The organism is Alphaproteobacteria bacterium, from assembly GCA_033344895.1.
Classification (GTDB): Bacteria; Pseudomonadota; Alphaproteobacteria; order UBA8366; family Aestuariispiraceae; genus Pacificispira.
The window spans coordinates 3338526-3356770 of record JAWPMN010000001.1 but is presented as its reverse complement, the minus strand read 5'-3'; the positions used below and the strand labels follow the sequence as shown (position 1 = coordinate 3356770).

The following is an 18245-nucleotide window of genomic DNA, read 5'->3' as shown; positions in this document are numbered from 1 at the left end:
GGCACCGACATCATCCGCCCCGCATAAGCAGGGCGAATGCTTTCAGGAAAGGCCCGGTCCTCGTGACCGGGCCTTTTCCTTGAATTCTTTTCGGGCATTTTCCACCATGTTGCCACTATGCGTCGTCGGCATGCCTTGCTAGTCTGACGCCCGCCGGTCCCCGGCGCGCCTCGATTTGCCAAGGATTGTTATGCGTTTTTCGACCGTCGCGATGAAGCACGTCATTCTGGCCGGTGTGGCCTTCATCGAGATCGCGACGGCAGCGGCCTTTCTCCTGGCGTTCCACTTTTACGCCACCCGGTCGGCGGAGGAACATGCCCATTCCAGCATTCGCTGGGCCCTCACCTCCGTCGAACAGGAACTGTCCCTGTTCGTCGGCAAGGTTGAAACGGTCGCCGACCTGACGCTCGGTCTGTCGCAATCCGAAATCCTGGATTTCTCCGACGCCGACAGGATAGAGCGCTACTTCTTCGACGCCCTGATCGCATCGCCGCGTTTCACCGGAATCTATTTTGCCGGAACCGATGGATCGTTTGTCTTCGTGACCCGCGAAGCCCCGCAAATCGATGACGGGGAAATCTTCGTACGGCGGGTCGACGTGACAGGTTCCTTCAGGTCGCAGACCCTGTACGCCCGCGCCCTGGACTATCGGACCGTTCGCGACGTTCCCGATGACGGGCCGGTTTTCGATGGTCGGACGCGCCCCTGGTACGCCGATGCCCTCGAAACGAATGCAGCGCATTGGAGCGACCCCTATGTCTTCTATACGTCGGGACAGCCGGGCATCACGGTATCCAGCCGTGTCCTGAATCCCGCGACCGGGGAAACCATCGGTGTCGTGGGGCTGGATCTCAGTTTCCGGCAATTGTCGGAATTCGTGCGCGGCCTCGAAATCAGCGAGAACGGCAAGGCCTTCATCGCCGACCGCGCGGGGCGTCTGATCGCCTTCCCGATCGAGTTTTCGGCAGATCCTGGAACACTGCCTGCCATAAACGACCTGTCGGATTCCGTCGCGGCGGAGGCGTTCCGACGCTCGGAGTTCGGCCCGGCGAATGCGCCTGCAGCCATGACGTTCGATCATGACGGCATGCAGTATGTTGCCGCCCTGAATGTCCTGGATCTGAAGAACGGCGAATGGGTGGTGGGGGCCTATGCCCCGACGGATGATTTCCTGAACTGGTTTGACGACGTTCAGATTGCGACCTTCTGGCTGACCCTGCTGCTGATGGCGGCGGGCATGCTGGGAGGGCTCGCCCTGTGGCGCACCGTTCAACGGCGTCTGGCCCGGATACAGGCCGGCGCGGAGGAGATGATTCGCAATACAGGCCGGCCCTTCGAGTATGAGCCGTCCGGCTTCGTCGAACTTCAGACGACGGAGCGCGCATTGTCGGTCATGGCTGAAGCGGTGATGGACCGCGAGGAAGCCCTGCAGGCGCTGAACGAAAAGCTGGCGGAAGTGATGCGGGCGGTTGATCGAATGCCGATCGGGATCGGCGTCTTCACGCCCCGTGGCAAGGTTCGTTACGTCAACGCCGTCGCGGCCGCGATCCTCGACTTGACCGGCGATGGGGAGGAAGTGTTCGACGCCGATCTGATCGATCGACTGGATGCATGCGTGGCGGCCGGCGATGGGCGGCAGAACCTGTCGCTCTCAGCCGCGTTCGAGACACAGCAGAGCTGGGAAGGTGAACTTTCTGACAAGGCGTTGCACGGGCGGGATGAAGGAACGATCTATCGCATGATTGCTGTTCCGCTGGCGCCGAAATCCTCCGGGAAATGGGTCTTTGCGGTGGAGGATATCACGGTCCAGAAGGGCATGGAGCGGGACCTGATTTCCGCCCTCGAGACCGCCACGGAAGCGTCGCAGGCGAAATCGATGTTCCTGGCGAATATGAGCCATGAGCTTCGGACACCGCTGAATTCGGTGCTGGGCTACAGCGATATGATGCGGAACGAGGTCTTCGGCCCGGTCGGCGACCCGCATTACGCCGAATATGTCGAGAATATTCTGGCAAGCGGCCAGATGCTGCTCGAGATTTTGTCGAACCTGCTGGACCTGACCGCCGTCGAAACCGGCCGCATGACCCTGAAGGCGGAACCCGGAGACCTCGTCGCCATCGTGGAGGAGGCCGTCCAACCCCATCGCAGCGCCTGTCAGGCCCGTGGATTTCCGATTACCTTGGATCTTCCCGCGACACTTCCCATTCAGGCGGATGCCACCAAACTGCGGCAGGCATTCGGGAATCTGATCCAGAACGCGGCGCGATATGCCCGCGGCGCAACGGCACTGACCGTGTCCGTCTCTCCGGCTGCCGGGCAGTGCGTGCGCATCGTCATCGAGGATGACGGGATCGGCATTCCCCCCGACCGTTTCGAGCGGGTGCTGCAGCCCTTCCGCCGCTCGGTCGAGAATTCCCATCTTGCCGCGACCGATGGGGTCGGCCTCGGACTTCCGATCGCCAAGGCCATCATCGAGTTGCATGGCGGTACAATGACACTGGAAAGCCCCGAGACCGGAAAGGGGCTCCGCGTCACCCTCATTCTGCCGGCCGAACGAGCAGGCTAATTTCCGCCGTTTTTCTTTGCGTCGGCGTGGCACGATTGTTATAAGCGCGTCGATTTTCCCGAAACGCGTGGATATCCCGTCACCGGCCAAATCTCGGCCGGCCCCGGTGGAACTGGCGGACCACGCCGGACCAGACCATGGAGCGCACCTGACTATGGCAAAGCTGTTGATGCCGAAAGCGACTGCCGTTTGGCTGATCGACAATACCGGCCTGACCTTCGAGCAGATCGGCGATTTCTGCGGCCTGCACGAACTGGAAGTCCAGGCGATCGCCGATGGTGAAGTTGCGCCCGGCATGCATGGGATCGACCCGGTCCAGAGCGGCCAGTTGAGCGCCGAGGAGATCAAGCGCTGCGAAGCCGATCCGGATGCCAGCCTGAAACTGTCGGTCAGCGACATTCCGCAGCCGGTCATCCGCCACAAGGGGCCGCGCTATACGCCGGTCTCCAAGCGTGCGGACAAGCCGGATGGCATTGCCTGGCTTGCGAAGCATCACCCCGAACTGGCCGATGCCCAGATCAACCGCCTGATCGGCACCACGAAGCCGACCGTCATCGCGGTGAAGGAACGCACGCACTGGAATTCCGCCAATATCCGGCCGCGTTCGCCGGTAGAACTGGGCCTGTGCACGCAGGAAGAACTGGCGATTGAGATCGACAAGGCCATCAAGGCCGGCCGCAAGCCGCTGGAACAGCCGATCATGGAGCCGATCAACGAGGATCCGGATGCCGGCGGCTGGGAAGGCCTGGAGTAGGACAGTCCGCCATTGTCGCGAGTTTCGGCGGCCGGTCTACAGCAGTAGGCTGGCCGCTTTTTCTCTACGCAGCAGTGCCACCTTCGTCTCGACCCCACCCTTTGCAGAGAAGCCGCCCAGTCCGCCACCGGCCGCGAGAACCCGGTGACAGGGAATGATGATCGGGATGGGATTGGATCCGCAGGCCTGGCCGACCGGCTGCGGCGCAACACCGAGATCCTTCGCCAGTTCGCCGTAACTGCGGGTGTGGCCATAGGGTATCGCGGACATCAGATCATAGACCTGCTTCTGAAACTCTGACCCGGCGGGGTTCAGGGGCAGATCGAATGCGGTCAGGTCCCCGTCAAAATAGGCCGAGAGCTGTGCCAGCGCTTCCTTCAGCAATGGCGTTTCCGGATCTCCGGCCCGGCTGTCCCAATGAACGGAGACGATCGCCCCGTCTTCTTCCCGCAGACCGATCCGACCGAGCGGTGTGTCGATAGCGGCGGTCGGCATGACGGATGGTCTTCCTCAGTAGGGGCAGTTCGGCTTGCCGCAATCCGTGATGCCTTCGACCGAGACAAAGGCCTGACAGGTCGGGCAACGTTCGGTGTCCTCGACATCGTCGGCACGCGGACGATCGGCTTCCTTTTCGCGCATCGATTTGCGCAAGCGTTCGCCCAGGGTGCGTTCACCCGTTCCGCGTTTTCCGGCACCGATCTTATCGCGGCGTTCCAGATATCGGAAGCCGAACCAGATCACCGCGACGATCGCGACGAGGAGGAGGATTTTCAGAAACATGAATTCTGTCTAAGCAGCACCGCAGACCCGGTCAAGCGCGCATGGTCACAGCCCAAGCCGTTGCCGCAGGGTCTGCTCCTCGGCCCGGTCCAGGATCGCATCCGCCAGCGCGTCCATGCCCAGAAGCCGCTGCAGCTTGGATTTCGGCTTCACCGTTGCCCGGAACCGGACCTTCTCGCCGAAACGCTCACGCAGGACGGACCGGCGGTCCCCCAGCCCGTCGACCAGCCCCAGTTCCTTCGCCTCCCGGCCGGTCCAGAAGGCACCGGTAAACAGATCATCGTGATCCTTCAGGCGACCGTCGCGGCGTTCCTTCGTCCAGCCGATGAACTGATCGTGCAGATCTTCCTGAATGCGTTTCAGCTTCGCGATGTCTTCGTCCTTCTCCGGGCGGAACGGATCCAGAATCGCCTTTGATTTGCCGGCAGTGTGGACACGCCGTTCAACGCCCAGTTTTTCGATTGCCTCGACGAATCCGAAGCCGGCGGACACGACCCCGATGGAGCCGACGATCGATCCCGGCATGGCGTAGATTTCGTCCGCTGCACAGGCCAGCCAATAGCCACCAGATGCCGCGGCATCCTCGCAGAACGCTATCACAGGCACCTGCTTTTCATCCGCCAGCGCCCGAATCCGGCGGGCGATCAGATCGCTCTGCACCGGTGATCCCCCCGGTGAATTGATCTCCAGAGCGACGGCGGCCAGGCGCTTGAACCCGAAGGCTCGGTCGATGGGGGCGGCCAGGGTATCAAGCGACAGGCCCTTGCGACCGACACCGGCCTGACCGATCACGCCGGCAAGTCGGATCACGCCGACAACCGGCCCACCCCTGAAGCCTGGCAGTTTGGAAAGCATCCCGTCAGCGGGACGCGGCGGCTGTCTGGTAGATTGATTTTCCGTCATGGCGGTAAAAGTGAGGGGCGAAGGTACCGGAAACAAGTGCTATTCGTACGCCTGTCACGAATCCGTGCTAATCATGGAACCGATGTCCGATACAGCACGCTTGGGGCCGTTCGCCCTCTTCTCCATCTTCTTCAAACTCGGCTGCACCAGTTTTGGTGGGCCCGTCGCCCATATTGCGATCTTCCGGACGATCTTTGTCGAACGAAAGGCCTGGCTGAGCGACCGCGACTATGCGGATCTTGTCGCCCTGTCCCAGTTTCTGCCCGGCCCGGCTTCAAGTCAGGTCGGCATGGGACTGGGTCTGATGCGCGGCGGTGTCGCTGGCATGGCCGCAGCCTGGTTCGGCTTCACTCTGCCCTCCGCCATCCTGATGGCCGCCTTCGCGCTGGGAATGAACGAGTTGGGCCTCCTGGAAGGCGCCTCCTGGGTCGCCGGGGTCAAGGCGGCGGTGGTCGCGGTCGTCGCCCAGGCCCTGTTCGGCATGGCAAGAAGCCTTACCCCCGACGCTCCACGCGCGACCCTGGCGCTTGGAGGGCTTGCCGTCGCTCTGCTTGCGCCGGTTGCCTGGGCGCAGATCCTCGCCATCGCCCTGGCCGGGCTGATCGGCCTTGCCGTACCGACAATCGCCGGTCCGCGCGACGACACCGCCAGCGCACTGAAAATCGACGTCCCGCGATGGCTGTCCGTCACCTGTCTGGTCACGTTTTTCCTGCTCCTCTTCGGCCTGCCGGTTCTGTCTGCGACCGCGCCGGAAGGGGCCCTGGGGTTGTTCGACGCCTTCTACAGGGCCGGTGCCCTGGTTTTCGGCGGTGGTCATGTCGTCCTGCCCCTGCTTCAGGGGGAGTTGGTGGAACCGGGCCTCGTGTCCCGCGACGCTTTCCTGGCAGGCTATGGCGGCGCGCAGGTCGTGCCGGGGCCGATGTTCTCGATCGCGTCCCATCTCGGGGCAATCGCCGACATCGGACCGGGCGGGATCCCGGGGGCTGTCCTTGCCACAATCGCGATCTTTCTGCCGGGTGCATTGTTGATTGTCGGCGGGCTGCCTTTCTGGGCCGGACTGACAGGCAATCCCCGCGCGCGGGGTGCCGTGACCGCGGTCAGCGCCGCAGTTGTCGGCCTTCTGGCTGCGGCCCTCTACGACCCGGTCTTCATCGAGGGCATTCAGGACGCTCCGGCCCTGGTGCTGGCCGCGGCCGCATTGATCGCCATGACCAAGTGGAAGGCACCTGTCTGGATCGTGATCCCGGCGGCAGGGCTGATCGGCGCCCTGGTCCTCTGACCGCGGCTCGGCCGCCACCGGGCTACATCATCGCCGACGGATCCTGGTGCGGATCGTGTTCGTCCAGGATATGCCGCAGGATGCGCAGCCCTTCCTCCATCCGTGCCTCCGTCCGGGGCGGACCGAGACAAACCCGCACCGCGAAAGGTGGCCGTTCCCGACCGATGGAAAAGGCGTGGGCTGCGGAAAGGGTCACGCCTTCCTCACGCGCATGATTTACGAACTGGCTGGCATGCCACGGGTCCGGCAGATGCAGCCAGGCATGAAGCGACCCCGGCGGCATATCGAAATCGAGTCCGCCCAAAATCCCCTGCGCAATTTCCCGGCGCGCCTCGTCTATGCGCCGCCTCTCCGCCAGAATTCGCTCGCCGGTACCGTCCAGAATCCATCGGCTGGCGATCTCCGTGGTCAGAGGCGATGCCATCCAGGTGCTGCCGCGCACGCCCGCCGCAATCTGTTCGCGGCTGCGTTGCGGTCCGCGGATGAACCCGACACGCAGGCCGGGCGCGATGCTCTTCGACAGCGACGTGACGTAGTATCCCAGTTCGGGCAATCGGGCGGTCAGCGGCGTCGGCGCATCTTCAGGCAACATGCCGAAGAGGTCATCTTCGATAACCGGCACGTCGAACTCCCGAAAGACCGCCGCCAACGCGTCCCGCCGTTCCTCGGACTGGGTGACATTCGTCGGATTCTGCAGGGTGGGCACGGTATAGACGGCATCAATGCCGCCCGTCGCAAGCACCTGCCGCAGGGATTCCGGCGTGATCCCCTCCCCGTCCATGTCGATGGGCACGAGATCCAGCCCCAGCAGGCGCGCAATGGCCCGCAACCCGGGATAGACCAGTCGCTCCGTGGCCACGCGGCCGCCGCTGCGGCAGATCGCTGCCAGGGTTGCCAGAATGCCGTTATGCGCGCCGGACGAGATCACGACGGTATCGGGCGGCGCCGACAGGCCGCGCTTGTTGAGCCAGGCTTCCGCCGCCTGCAGATGCTGGCGATTTCCCGTCGGGGGCTGATACCACAGCAATTGGCCCAGCCGCGGGTCCTGGCTGAGCGTCATCATCGCACGGCGAAGGTCTTCGGTACCGACATCGCCCGGGGGAAAATTGAACTGCATGCTGATCGGCGCTGAGGGGTCTTCCTCCTCATCCGGCGGATCGAGGGTATACCAGTCCGTCGGCATGCTGGTGCCCTGCGACCCCACACTATGGTCGCGAGGCGGACGGACAAAGGTCCCCCGCCCCACTTCACCGCCGACAAGCCCGCGACGTTCCGCCTCCTGATAGGCGCGGGTCACGGTTCCCACCGTCACCTTCAATTGCCAGGCGAGCTCCCGTTGTGGCGGAAGCTTGTCCCCCTGCTTCAGAACGCCGTCGCGAATGTCCGCAGACAATGCGTCCGCGATGGCCCGGTATTTCGGTCCATCGAACCGGTCAAGGCTCGGAACCCAGATGTCAGCATGAATTGTCATGGTGACAATATACTAATTGACCGGGACAATTGGAACCCCTTATTCATTGAACCGAGACAATAACGTCTCATCTGGGCAGATAGGAGAATTTGTATGGGTACAATTCGTCTTTCGCCCGGATCGATCGGGTTCTCGAAAGGATCGGACCGCTCCGGGCAGATTGGTGCCGGATTCCGCAAGACCATCGACCGCGTGACGGTTGGTGCCTTTCACCTGATCTGGAATTTCCTGGTCGATTACCAGCGACGCTACGAAACACGTCACCGCCTGCGGAACATGGACGACAGGCAGTTGCGCGACATCGGCCTCAACCGTCGCGAGGCCGACCGCATGGCGGACAGAACGTTCCGGCTGTTCTGAGAAGGGGCCCGAAAGGGCCGCTTCGTCCCCGATCCCGGCAAGACATTGCTCAGGCCAGGGATTGAACAGCCGGAAACGGTATCGGGTGGCCCGTCTTATAGCGCGGACGGCGGGCCGCCCGATTTCCGTTATTGTGGTACGCGACCGCCGCGCATCCAGCACCGTTCAAGGGGGCCCCAACATGACCGTAATCACACGATCCCATCTCGAGGCAGCCATGGAGACCGTGCACGCGGTCTTTCCCGGAACGCCGCAATACAGCTGGCCGCTGCTCAATGCCCGCCTTGGCTGCGAGGTCTGGGTGAAACATGAGAACCATACCCCCGTCGGGGCCTTCAAGCTGCGCGGCGGTCTCGTTTTCATGGCGGATCGGGCCCGGAACAAGTCAACGCGGGGCATGATCACCGCCACCCGCGGCAATCACGGACAATCGATCGCGACGGCCAGCCGGCGCTACGGGATGGACTGCACCATCGTCGTCCCGGAGGGCAACAGCGCGGAAAAGAACGCGGCCATGGAAGCACAGGGCGGCAAACTGATCGTCCACGGACACGATTTTCAGGCCGCCGCCGAACATGCCGCATCTCTGGCGGAAAGTGAGGGCCTGGACATGCTGCCCAGCTTTCACGAATTGCTGGCGCGTGGCGTCGGAACCTATGCGATGGAACTAATGCTGTCCCGGCCGGACCTGGAAACCATCTATGTGCCGATCGGCCTCGGATCCGGCATCTGCGGCGTCATTTCCGCGCGCGATGCACTGGGTCTGAAAACGGAAGTCGTTGGCGTCGTCGCCGACACTGCGCCTGCCTATGCCCTGAGTTTCGAGGCTGGGGAGCCGGTCTCGACCAACACGGCGGACACCATGGCCGACGGCGTCGCCTGCCGGGTTCCGGTGCCGGCCGCCTTGGACATAATATTGAAAGGCGCCGCACGCATCCTCAGGGTTACCGATCCCGAGATCCGCGCCGCCATGCGCTGGTACTATCGGGACACGCATAACATCGCCGAAGGGGCCGGTGCGGTTCCGTTGGCCGGCCTGTGGCGGGAACGTGAAAAAATGTCCGGCCGCAAGGCGGGCGTGATCCTGACCGGGGGCAATATCGACCGCGGTCTTTATGCCCAGGTACTGACGGAGTCCGACGATGTCGATGCATGATGACCAACTGAACCTGGGCGACCTGCTGCGGGACGTTCTGAGTGCGACCACTGCATTCCATGAAGACCTCCAGCAGCGACCGGTCGCAGCGCGAAACCGTGACGGCGGCGCGGTCACGGACCTGCCGGGCCGTGGTATCGGCGGCCGGGCCGCCTTGCAGGAATTCGTGGATCGTCATGGCCGCGACCTGTCCGGCAGCATCGGACCGCGTTATTTCGGGTTCGTGACCGGCGGTGCGACCCCGGCTTCCATTGCCGGCGACTGGCTTGCCGCCGCGGTCGACCAGAATGTCGCCTCCCCCGGCGATTCCGTGGCCGTCGCCATCACCGTCCAGACGCTGAACTGGTTGAAGCAGTTGTTCAACCTGCCTGCGGATTCTTACGACGGGGCCTTCACCACCGGGGCCACCGGAGCCAATTTCGCCTGCCTGCTAGCTGCCCGGGAATGGGCCGGCGAGCAGGCCGGCTATGACATCGCACAGAAAGGTCTGGCGGGCGGGCCGCCGATCGCGATCTATAGCGCCTGTCCCCACGCCAGCTTCATAAAGGTCGCGCGCTTCAGCGGGATCGGCCAGGACGCCATCCGGCCTGTCACGCGTATCGGCGATACAGAAGCCATGGATCCGAATGCGCTGGAGGAGGCCCTCGCCGCCGCACCGTCCGGCGAACAGAAGATCGTCTGTGCCAGCGCCGGCACGGTAACCACCACAGCATTCGACGACCTGGTTTCGATCGGCTCGATCTGTCGGCGGCACGGCGCGTGGCTGCATGTCGATGGCGCATTCGGCCTATTCGCCCGGACCGTCCCGGAACTGGCGGACCGCACATCGGGTGTGGAGCTTGCGGATTCGATCACTGTCGACGGCCACAAATGGCTGAATGTCCCCTATGACAGCGGCTTCTATTTCACCCGCCGGGTCGATCTCATTGAACGCGCCGCCGGCGGACTGCCGGCCTATCTCGATGTCGAAGGCGACGGCCTGCCGCATTACATCAACCGGGTGCTGGAAGGCTCCCAGCGCTTTCGTGCCCTGCCGGTCTGGATGACGCTTTGCGCCTATGGCGCGGACGGCGTGCGGGAAATCGTTCGCCGGAATGTAGCCCAGGCCACCGCCCTCGCCGCCTTCATCAAGGAAAGCCCGGCCTTTGAACTGCTGGCACCGGCAACGCTGAACGTTGTCTGTTTCCGGGGTCTCCCGCCGGAGGGCGTCGACGATGCGGATGGCTGGAACAAGGCACTGCTGACACGCCTGAATCTGGACGGCGCGGCCTTCATGACCCCTGGCGCCTATGGCGGCAAGACGGGCATCCGGGCGGCTTTCTCCAACTGGATGACCAGCGACGCGGACCTCGACCAAACCATCGCGGCGTTGCAGACTGCGCATGATGCCGTGACCCGAAAAGGAATACTCGCCGCATGACGATCAGCCTTCCGATCTTTCAGATCGACGCCTTCGCCGAAGAGCCCTTCTCCGGCAATCCGGCCGCCGTCGTTCCCCTGGATGCGTGGTTGCCGGACGATGTCCTGCAGAAGATCGCAATGGAAAACAATCTGGCGGAAACCGCGTTCTTCATCCCGACGCCGGATTCGGAGGATACGGATTTCCATCTCCGCTGGTTCACGCCGGCGGTAGAGGTCGATTTGTGCGGTCACGCGACACTGGCAACCGCGGCAGTGCTTTTTGAGAAGCTGTCTTTTGCAGCCGAACTGGTCCGGTTCCAGTCCAAATCGGGTATTCTGCGGGTCCGGTCACAGGGCGACCGTTTCCAGTTGGACTTTCCGGTGCGCGCGGCGACACCGACCCGTGTTCCCGACGGACTGGCCGACGCCCTCGGCGGGATCGAACCGGTTGGCTTCCTGCGTGCGAAGAAGAGCATGGCCGTTCTGGCCAGCGAAGCGGAAGTGCGTGCCGTCCGCCCGGATTTTGCCTTCATCAGTCGGCTTGAAGGCGATGGCCTGATCGTCACAGCGCCCGGCGACGCGGTGGATGCCGCCTCCCGCTATTTCGCGCCCCATGCAGGAATCGACGAGGACCCGGTAACCGGATCGGCCCATTGCACCATCGTCCCCTACTGGGCGGAACGGCTGGGACGCACCAGTCTTCACTGCCGCCAGGTATCGGCCCGCAGCGGCGATCTCTATTGCGACCTCGCGGACGACCGCGTTCTGATGGCCGGCGCGGCGCGATTCTACATGGACGGCACAATTCATGTCTGAGCCTGCCGTCGAGATCACGGAAGCTGCCGAAGACGGCGACGACATTGCCTTCGTAAAAACCCTGTTCGTAGAATATGCGGAAAGCCTCGGTTTCTCCCTGTGCTTTCAGGGGTTCGACGGCGAACTGCAGAACTTGCCCGGAATGTATACTCGTCCGGAAGGAAACCTCTGGCTCGCGCGGGTCGACGGTGCCCTGGCCGGATGCGTTGCCATGCGGCCGCATCAGGATGCAGCTGCTGAGATGAAACGTCTCTATGTGCGCCCCGGATTTCGGGGCCACCGCCTGGGAAACCGGCTTACGACGACGGTGATCCACTATGCCCGCGCACAGGGCTACAGTGCCCTGAGGCTGGACACCGTCGTCGACAAGATGCGGGAAGCCCAGGCCATCTACCGGCAACTGGGTTTCGAGAAGCGCGCGCCCTATTACGATGACGCGCCGGTGGATCTCGTCTTCTATGAACGGGATTTGACGCTGCCCGTCTAGCCTTCCGACTCGCCCCTTTGCGGTCAGTCCGGTCGAACGAGCCAGATCGTCCTAATCCTCCAAGGTATTGCCGTGCTAGACTTCAGGGCATACTTCCATCCTGTATGAGGAATGTGCCGCTACGTCACGCCTTGGCGAATGAAGCTCGGATTGGCGGCAGCGAGGCTGCGGTCTCAAACAGCGTCGGGAGCATCCATGCGCGCACCGATCCTAACCGCCCTGACGCTTTTACTGGTTGGCACCTTTGCACCCGAAATCCGGGCATCCGAGGTTTCAGTCTGTATGGAAAGCTGGCCTCCCTACTACACATTGAACGATGATGGTGTTGCGGTCGGGGCAGCCGTTGATGCGTTGGATGTGGCACTCGGTGAAGCCGGGCACGAGGCCAGCTACCTGGTGCTGCCCTACGGACGCTGCATGCAGCAGGTACGTCTGGGAAAGATTGATGCAGTACTGACGCTTTCTCCTGGCGAAACCGGCTTCGTCTATGTCGGTATCCCCCTCGCGTACTGGGAGATTGCCGCAGTCGTGCACAAGGACGACCCGATACAGCGGTTCAAGTCCCTTGACCAGTTCGACGGCTATACGCTCGTCTACTACACCAGTTATTCCTATCCGGAGAGCCTGGCCAACCTGATGAGCAGGCCGAACGCGATCGGAATTCCTGCACAGGAAGACACCCTGCAGCCCCTGCGGATCATTCAATCAAGGGCACGGCATTTTGCCGTGGTAGACAGGATTTGGGTGAAGCGCGTGGTGCGTGAGGAAGGCCTGGAGATAAGCGTCCTGGAACCGCCGATTGCGACGCAACCGAACTACCTGGCATTCTCACGACAACAGGCTGACCTGGCCGAAACAATCGAACGGTCTCTCAGGCGCATGTCATCTGACGGGCGCTTGCAGAGGATCTACGAGCGCCACATTGACGTTGTCAGCAATAATGCGCCCGGCGGCAGCTGACATCGGGTTCCCGTTTCAACCGTATGATTGAAGGGAAATCGACGCGTGGCACCGGACAACCAGCGCCACGCCGAGGATTTCAGTGATCGGCGATTTCCCCGTCCTTGAACAGGAACTCTCGAAGGTATCCATCGAAATCCTTGCTGTTCCGACGCATCCATTCCAGCACCATGGCCGCATGCTCCATTTCCTCACGCATGTTGTGGAGCAGAATTTCCTTCAGTTCGGGATCTTCGCAATCATCGGCACGCTGGCGGTACCAATCGACGGCTTCCAGTTCTTCCATGACCGACACGATGGCATGGTGAAGATTGAGTGTTTCCTTGGAAAGACGCTCGCGCGGGGCGTGAAGTGAGGCGCTGGCTCCGGCCATGGCTGATTTCTCCTTCTGGCTTGGCTGATTTACTGCCACCCAATTGAATACTGTGTTCGGATCGTACTCAAGACAACTGCCGGCGGGACAGTGCACGCACCACCCCGCCGACAATTCAGTAACGCGGCAGAACTCAGCGCGTTGCCTTCCAGACGATCACGCCGAACAGAACCATGTTCAGGAGCAACAGGATCGACGAGATCGAGGCAATCGGCTCACCCGTGGCGATCTGCCCGCCGTAGATCAGAAACAGGCCCGCCACCAGACCGATCAGCGCGCCATGGGCCAGGACGGCATGAATCTTCACCAGAATGCCGCTGCCCGCATCCGGATAGAGCCGGTAAAAGACGGCATAGATCGTCATGCCGACCCAGCCGAACAGCATCAGATGGGCGTGTGTCGGCATCTGGCTGTGATCATGCGACGCGGCCATATGGATGCCCATGGCCATTCCCAACAGTGCATAGAGTACAGAACTACGAAAATACATCGACGCAAGCGTACTGCTCATTTCCATTTCCCCTTGCGCCCCGGGGCCGGGGCTCCGACAAAGAAAACCGCCACTCGGAATGAGGGCGGTCACGGGCGCTATTATACAACAGCGACCGGTTCCGGAACAGTTATCTCAGAAAGGAAGCTCTGCCGGGCTCGACGGGAAACACCAGGGGGCCGCTAGGATTTCGTCTTCTCCGAAGACGGATCGTATAGCGGCCTCAACTGGGCCGTGGCCTTGTAGCGCTTCCAGGCGATCTCAATCTCGTACGATCCCTGTTCGATCCAATCCTTCGTCGCCTTGCCGCCGTCGGATTCCGGACAGGTGATGTAGCCCATACCGATCGACTTGCCGATGCGATGCCCCCAGGCGCCGGAGGTCGTAGCGCCGACCAAAACACCGTTCCGATATATCGGCTCTTCGTGGAACATCATCGGCGCGTCGGCATCGTCCTGATCCAGGCAGACCTGAACCATTCGTTTCGCCGGGATACCCGCTTCCTTCTGGCGCAATACCGCATCGCGTCCGATGAAATCCGGCTTGTCCCAGGCAACCGCGAAGCCCAGCCCGGCCTCAACCGGCGTGTCCTCGTCGCCGATATCGTGCCCCCAGTGACGGAACCCCTTCTCCGTCCGGCAGACATTTAAGGCGAAGTATCCGGCATGCTTCAGGCCGAACGCTTCCCCCGCCTCAACGATCCGGTCGTAGACATGGGTGGCGAATTCGGCGGGCACATAGATTTCCCAGCCAAGTTCGCCGACATAGGTGATCCGTCCCGCACGAACCTTGGCGTATCCCAGTTCCAGTTCCTGCATCGTGCCGAAGGGGAAGGCTTCGTTGGACAGGTCCGCGCCGGTCACCTGTTCCAGCAGCTTCCGGCTGTCCGGGCCCATCACCCCGAACATCGGCAGCCCGCTGGTGATGTCCGTCGCGATACAGTGTGCGTCTTCCGGAATATGGCGCGTCAGCCAGGCGAAGTCCCGGACCTGGGCGGCCCCCGCGGTCACAACCAGATAGGCGGTTTCCGACAGCCGCGTCACGGTCAGATCGGCTTCGATGCCGCCGCGCTCGTTCAGCCATTGGGTGTAGACCATCTTGCCGACCAGCACATCGACCTGGTTCGCGCAGATCCGGTTCAGGACCGCACAGGCATCCCGCCCTTCGACCCGGAACTTCGCGAAACTGGTCTGATCGTAGAGCGCCACGGCATCGCGCGTCGCGCGGCATTCGGCACCGACATGATCAAACCAGCCGGGCCGATGGAACGAATAATCGAAGCGCCGCTCGACGCCCTCTGGCGCGAACCACATCGGTCGCTCCCATCCCGCCGTTTCGCCCCAGACCGCACCGGACTTGTCCAATCGGTCGTGCACCGGGGTTCGCCGGACGCCGCGCGCCGTCTCCACCTGATGGTTCGGCCAGTGCATGGCATAGAGGAGCCCCAGCGTTTCGGTCGTACGGTCGTGCAGGTATCGCTTGTTGTTCTGGAAGCTGGCCATGCGGCGGACATCGACATCGGCCAGATCCATCGGTGGATGACGGTCGCGAATCCAGTCTGCCAGCACCTTGCCGACCCCACCCGAAGACTGAATGCCGATCGAGTTGAAGCCGCAGGCCACGAACAGGTCCCGGACTTCAGGAGTTTCGCCCAGCAGATAGCGATCATCCGGCGTGAAGCTCTCCGGCCCGTTGAAGAACAGCGCGATGCCCGCTTCCTGCAGAATCGGCAGCCGCTCCATCGCGAATTCCAGCACCGGGGTGAAATGATCGATGTCTTCCGGTAGGGTCTCGAACTCGAAATCCTCCGGGATGCCGTTCATTCCCCAGGGCTTGGCCCCCGGCTCGAACGCCCCCAGCAGGATCTTGCCGGCGTCTTCCTTGTAGTAGGCGTATTCGTCCATCACCCGCAGCACCGGAAGATTGCCCGGCAGGCCGTCGAGCGGTTCGGTCACGATATAGAAGTGTTCCGCGGCATGCAGCGGCAGGTTCACGCCGATGGAAGCGCCGAGGTCCCGGGACCACATGCCGCCGGCGATTACCACCGTCTTGGCGCGGATCTCACCCTTATCCGTGATTACGCCTACCGCACGTCCCCCCTCGACCAGAATTCGGGTGACCTTGGTATGCTCGAAAATCCGCGCTCCGCCCATGCGTGCGCCCTTTGCGAAGGCCTGGGTCGTATCGATCGGATTGGCCTGCCCGTCGCCCGGCAGGAAGGCGCCACCGACCATGCCGTCGGTGTTCAGCAGCGGATAGATCGACTTCAGGTCATCCGGGGTCAGCAGTTCGACCGCCAGTCCGAAACTTTTCGCCATGGAGGCCGCGCGCTTAACTTCTTCGAATCGTGCCTCGCTCAGCGCCGTATGAAGCGACCCGTTCTGTTTGAATCCGGTCGACTGCCCCGTTTCCTTCTCCAGATCGAACAGCAGGTCCGCCGTGTACTTTGCCAATTCAGTCATGTTGCGGTTCGGGCGCAACTGTCCGATCAGCCCTGCGGCGTGCCATGTCGTCCCGCTGGTCAACTGTTTGCGTTCGCACAGCACGACATCGGTGATGCCGATCTTGGTCAGATGATAGGCAATGGAACACCCCGCGATCCCGCCGCCGACGATCACGACATCCGCCCGATCCGGAAACACCGCCATTTTCGTTACTCCCTGCCATCACCAATGAATTTACCGGAGGCGAGTTTCGCCAATGCCGCCCCCGGACGACAATGCTAATTTTCTGGATCACCCGTGACGTCATCTAACCACTGTTGCGATAGATGGCATTTTATCGGGTTGGTCGGTCCGACGGGTCGGGCGCGCCGTCGATCCGGATGCGCAGGATCGCCGGAAATCCAGGCAAGTCATGGCGTCGCTTGCCATAAGTCCGAGTGAAATGCGGTGAACCGTTATCGGTTTCACAAAATCTCTATTGGAAACCGCATCATAAATCGGGATAGCCTTACGCCGTGACGGACAACCCACGGGCGCGGCGCATCGTCGACGCCCCCAGGCACAGGACGAGGCATCATGACCCTGACGACTTCCGGAAAATTCCTGGCGCGGACCGGCGGCGCCCTGCTGATCGCCGCGGTTTCCTTTGGTTCGGCAACCGCCGACGACATGAATGGCAGCCTTTCGGCCGAAGAAAGCTACCAGATCCGCAATGGCGCAATGGAAGCGATTGCCGGCCACATGAAGGCGTTGGGCGCCGTTGCAAAGGGTGAGGCGCAAGCAGACGCCGGCACACCGGTTCACGCGATGAGCCTCAACGCGCTGGCCAAGACCGTACCGTCGCTGTTCATGGCCAATGCCACCACCGACAAGAGCCGCGCCAAGCCCGAAATCTGGAGCGACTGGGAAGGTTTCAAGAAGGCCGCGGATGATTTTGCCATGGCCACCGGCGAACTGGCCGAAGCGGCAAAAAGCGGCGATGCCGGCCAGATCGGCGCTGCGCTCGGCGGTGTCGGCAAGACCTGCGGCGGCTGCCACAAGCCGTTCCGCGCGCCAAAGAATTAGCGCCAGACCGCTATGACCCGATCGCCCCGCGGACGGATCGGATCGCGCTTGGTGACCGCCCTGGCAACAGGTGCGGTCCTGGGTGCGCTCTGCGAAATCGCCTCGGCACAGAACCCGGAGGGATTGGATGACGCCCTGGCACGGGGCGCCTATCTGTCCCGGGCGGCGGGATGCATGTCCTGCCATACCCAGCCGGGCGATGACGGTCAGCCCTTTGCCGGCGGGCGGGCCCTGGAAACACCCTTCGGCACATTCTACTCCCCGAACATTACCCCCGATCCAGAAACCGGGATAGGGGAGTGGTCCGATGAGGATTTCGTCCGGGCGCTGCGGTCCGGCGAAGCGCCGGAAGGGCACCTGTATTACCCGGTTTTCCCCTATCCGAGTTACACCAGGATGCGGGAAGACGACATGCTGGCCATCAAGGACTACCTGTTCTCGCTCGTCCCCGTTCGGGCGGTGAACAAGAAGCATGACGCGGTCTTTCCGCTCGGCTGGCGGTTCCTGCTGAACGGATGGACGCTGCTGAACTTCGATGAAGGAGAGTTGCGGGACGATCCGGACAAGAGCGCCGAATGGAACCGCGGGCGCTATCTGGTCGATGCGATGTCCCATTGCGGCGAATGTCACACTCCACGCGGTCTTTTCGGCGGTACCGATTCTGCCATGTATCTGGCTGGAACCAGAGACGGGCCCGACGGCGAACTGGTCCCCAATATCACCCCGCATGAAACCGGCATTGCGGACTGGAGCGAAGCGGATATCGCCTATCTTCTTCAAACCGGCATGAAGCCCTCGTTTGATGATGTCCAGGGCAGCATGGCGGAAGCGGTCGAGGACGGACTGAGCCATCTGACGGAAAACGACTTGAACGCGATTGCGGTTTATCTGAAGTCCGTCCCGCCCATCGAGAACCGGGTCGAACGGACAGAATAGCGGC

Annotated in this window: 18 protein-coding genes; 11 read left to right on the top strand and 7 right to left on the bottom strand. The window is 62.4% G+C overall.

Features of this window, described 5'->3' with window-relative positions; all coding sequences use genetic code 11:
- The first annotated feature begins 190 nt into the window (after positions 1–190).
- Both R8L07_16135 and R8L07_16130 read left to right on the top strand, forming a co-directional pair.
- On the top strand, positions 191–2566 hold the full coding sequence (locus tag R8L07_16135; protein ID MDW3207068.1) for a sensor histidine kinase: 2376 nt from the start codon (positions 191–193) through the stop codon (positions 2564–2566).
- A 154-nt stretch (positions 2567–2720) separates the two neighbouring features.
- The gene (locus R8L07_16130) at positions 2721–3320 is read left to right on the top strand and encodes a cell cycle transcriptional regulator TrcR (protein ID MDW3207067.1); all 600 of its coding nucleotides are present in this window, start codon (positions 2721–2723) and stop codon (positions 3318–3320) included.
- A gap of 36 nt (positions 3321–3356) precedes the next feature.
- Here the strand turns inward: R8L07_16130 and R8L07_16125 are convergent, their stop codons facing one another.
- From R8L07_16125 to R8L07_16115, 3 genes are read right to left on the bottom strand one after another with little or no spacing between them, the layout of a single operon-like run.
- Entirely contained in the window at positions 3357–3815 is a 459-nt protein-coding gene (locus R8L07_16125) for a methylated-DNA--[protein]-cysteine S-methyltransferase (protein MDW3207066.1), read from the bottom strand.
- Between the two features lie 15 nt (positions 3816–3830).
- On the bottom strand, positions 3831–4100 hold the full coding sequence (locus R8L07_16120) for a hypothetical protein (GenBank protein MDW3207065.1): 270 nt from the start codon (positions 4098–4100) through the stop codon (positions 3831–3833).
- 45 nt (positions 4101–4145) lie between these two features.
- A complete protein-coding gene (locus R8L07_16115) occupies positions 4146–4910 on the bottom strand; it encodes a S49 family peptidase (GenBank protein MDW3207064.1) in 765 nt (254 codons plus the stop codon).
- Between the two features lie 175 nt (positions 4911–5085).
- On the opposite strand from R8L07_16115, the gene chrA reads away from it, so the two are divergent.
- Positions 5086–6282, top strand: coding sequence for a chromate efflux transporter (gene chrA, locus R8L07_16110; GenBank protein MDW3207063.1), 1197 nt, complete (start codon positions 5086–5088; stop codon positions 6280–6282).
- Between the two features lie 22 nt (positions 6283–6304).
- Here chrA and R8L07_16105 read toward each other — a convergent pair whose 3' ends face one another.
- Complete coding sequence (locus tag R8L07_16105) at positions 6305–7753, bottom strand: PLP-dependent aminotransferase family protein (protein MDW3207062.1); 1449 nt, start codon at positions 7751–7753, stop codon at positions 6305–6307.
- A gap of 93 nt (positions 7754–7846) precedes the next feature.
- On the opposite strand from R8L07_16105, the gene R8L07_16100 reads away from it, so the two are divergent.
- The 6 genes from R8L07_16100 (at position 7847) to R8L07_16075 (ending at position 12933) form a co-directional block, all read left to right on the top strand.
- On the top strand, positions 7847–8113 hold the full coding sequence (locus R8L07_16100) for a DUF1127 domain-containing protein (protein ID MDW3207061.1): 267 nt from the start codon (positions 7847–7849) through the stop codon (positions 8111–8113).
- A gap of 181 nt (positions 8114–8294) precedes the next feature.
- Positions 8295–9269, top strand: coding sequence for a threonine dehydratase (locus R8L07_16095; GenBank protein MDW3207060.1), 975 nt, complete (start codon positions 8295–8297; stop codon positions 9267–9269).
- Entirely contained in the window at positions 9256–10689 is a 1434-nt protein-coding gene (locus R8L07_16090; protein MDW3207059.1) for an aminotransferase class I/II-fold pyridoxal phosphate-dependent enzyme, read from the top strand. The genes R8L07_16095 and R8L07_16090 overlap by 14 nt, the downstream gene beginning before the upstream one ends.
- Positions 10686–11486: a PhzF family phenazine biosynthesis protein gene (locus R8L07_16085; GenBank protein ID MDW3207058.1), complete on the top strand. Its 801-nt coding sequence runs from the start codon at positions 10686–10688 to the stop codon at positions 11484–11486. Before R8L07_16090 ends, R8L07_16085 begins: the two co-directional genes overlap by 4 nt.
- Positions 11479–11973 carry a GNAT family N-acetyltransferase gene (locus R8L07_16080; protein ID MDW3207057.1) on the top strand — a complete coding sequence of 165 codons (495 nt, stop codon included), beginning with the start codon at positions 11479–11481 and terminating at the stop codon, positions 11971–11973. The genes R8L07_16085 and R8L07_16080 overlap by 8 nt, the downstream gene beginning before the upstream one ends.
- Positions 11974–12168: 195 nt before the next feature.
- Entirely contained in the window at positions 12169–12933 is a 765-nt protein-coding gene (locus R8L07_16075; protein ID MDW3207056.1) for a transporter substrate-binding domain-containing protein, read from the top strand.
- 79 nt (positions 12934–13012) lie between these two features.
- On the opposite strand, the gene R8L07_16070 is transcribed toward R8L07_16075, so the two are convergent.
- The 3 genes from R8L07_16070 to R8L07_16060 form a co-directional block, all read right to left on the bottom strand.
- The gene (locus R8L07_16070) at positions 13013–13306 is read right to left on the bottom strand and encodes a ferritin (protein ID MDW3207055.1); all 294 of its coding nucleotides are present in this window, start codon (positions 13304–13306) and stop codon (positions 13013–13015) included.
- A gap of 133 nt (positions 13307–13439) precedes the next feature.
- Positions 13440–13817: a hypothetical protein gene (locus tag R8L07_16065; GenBank protein MDW3207054.1), complete on the bottom strand. Its 378-nt coding sequence runs from the start codon at positions 13815–13817 to the stop codon at positions 13440–13442.
- A 161-nt stretch (positions 13818–13978) separates the two neighbouring features.
- On the bottom strand, positions 13979–16444 hold the full coding sequence (locus R8L07_16060; protein MDW3207053.1) for an FAD-dependent oxidoreductase: 2466 nt from the start codon (positions 16442–16444) through the stop codon (positions 13979–13981).
- A gap of 372 nt (positions 16445–16816) precedes the next feature.
- Here R8L07_16060 and R8L07_16055 point away from each other — a divergent pair, with 372 nt between their 5' ends.
- A complete protein-coding gene (locus R8L07_16055; protein MDW3207052.1) occupies positions 16817–17305 on the top strand; it encodes a cytochrome c in 489 nt (162 codons plus the stop codon).
- 51 nt (positions 17306–17356) lie between these two features.
- Positions 17357–18241 (top strand): cytochrome c, encoded by an 885-nt coding sequence (locus tag R8L07_16050; GenBank protein MDW3207051.1) that lies wholly within the window; start codon positions 17357–17359, stop codon positions 18239–18241.
- Positions 18242–18245: the final 4 nt, after the last annotated feature.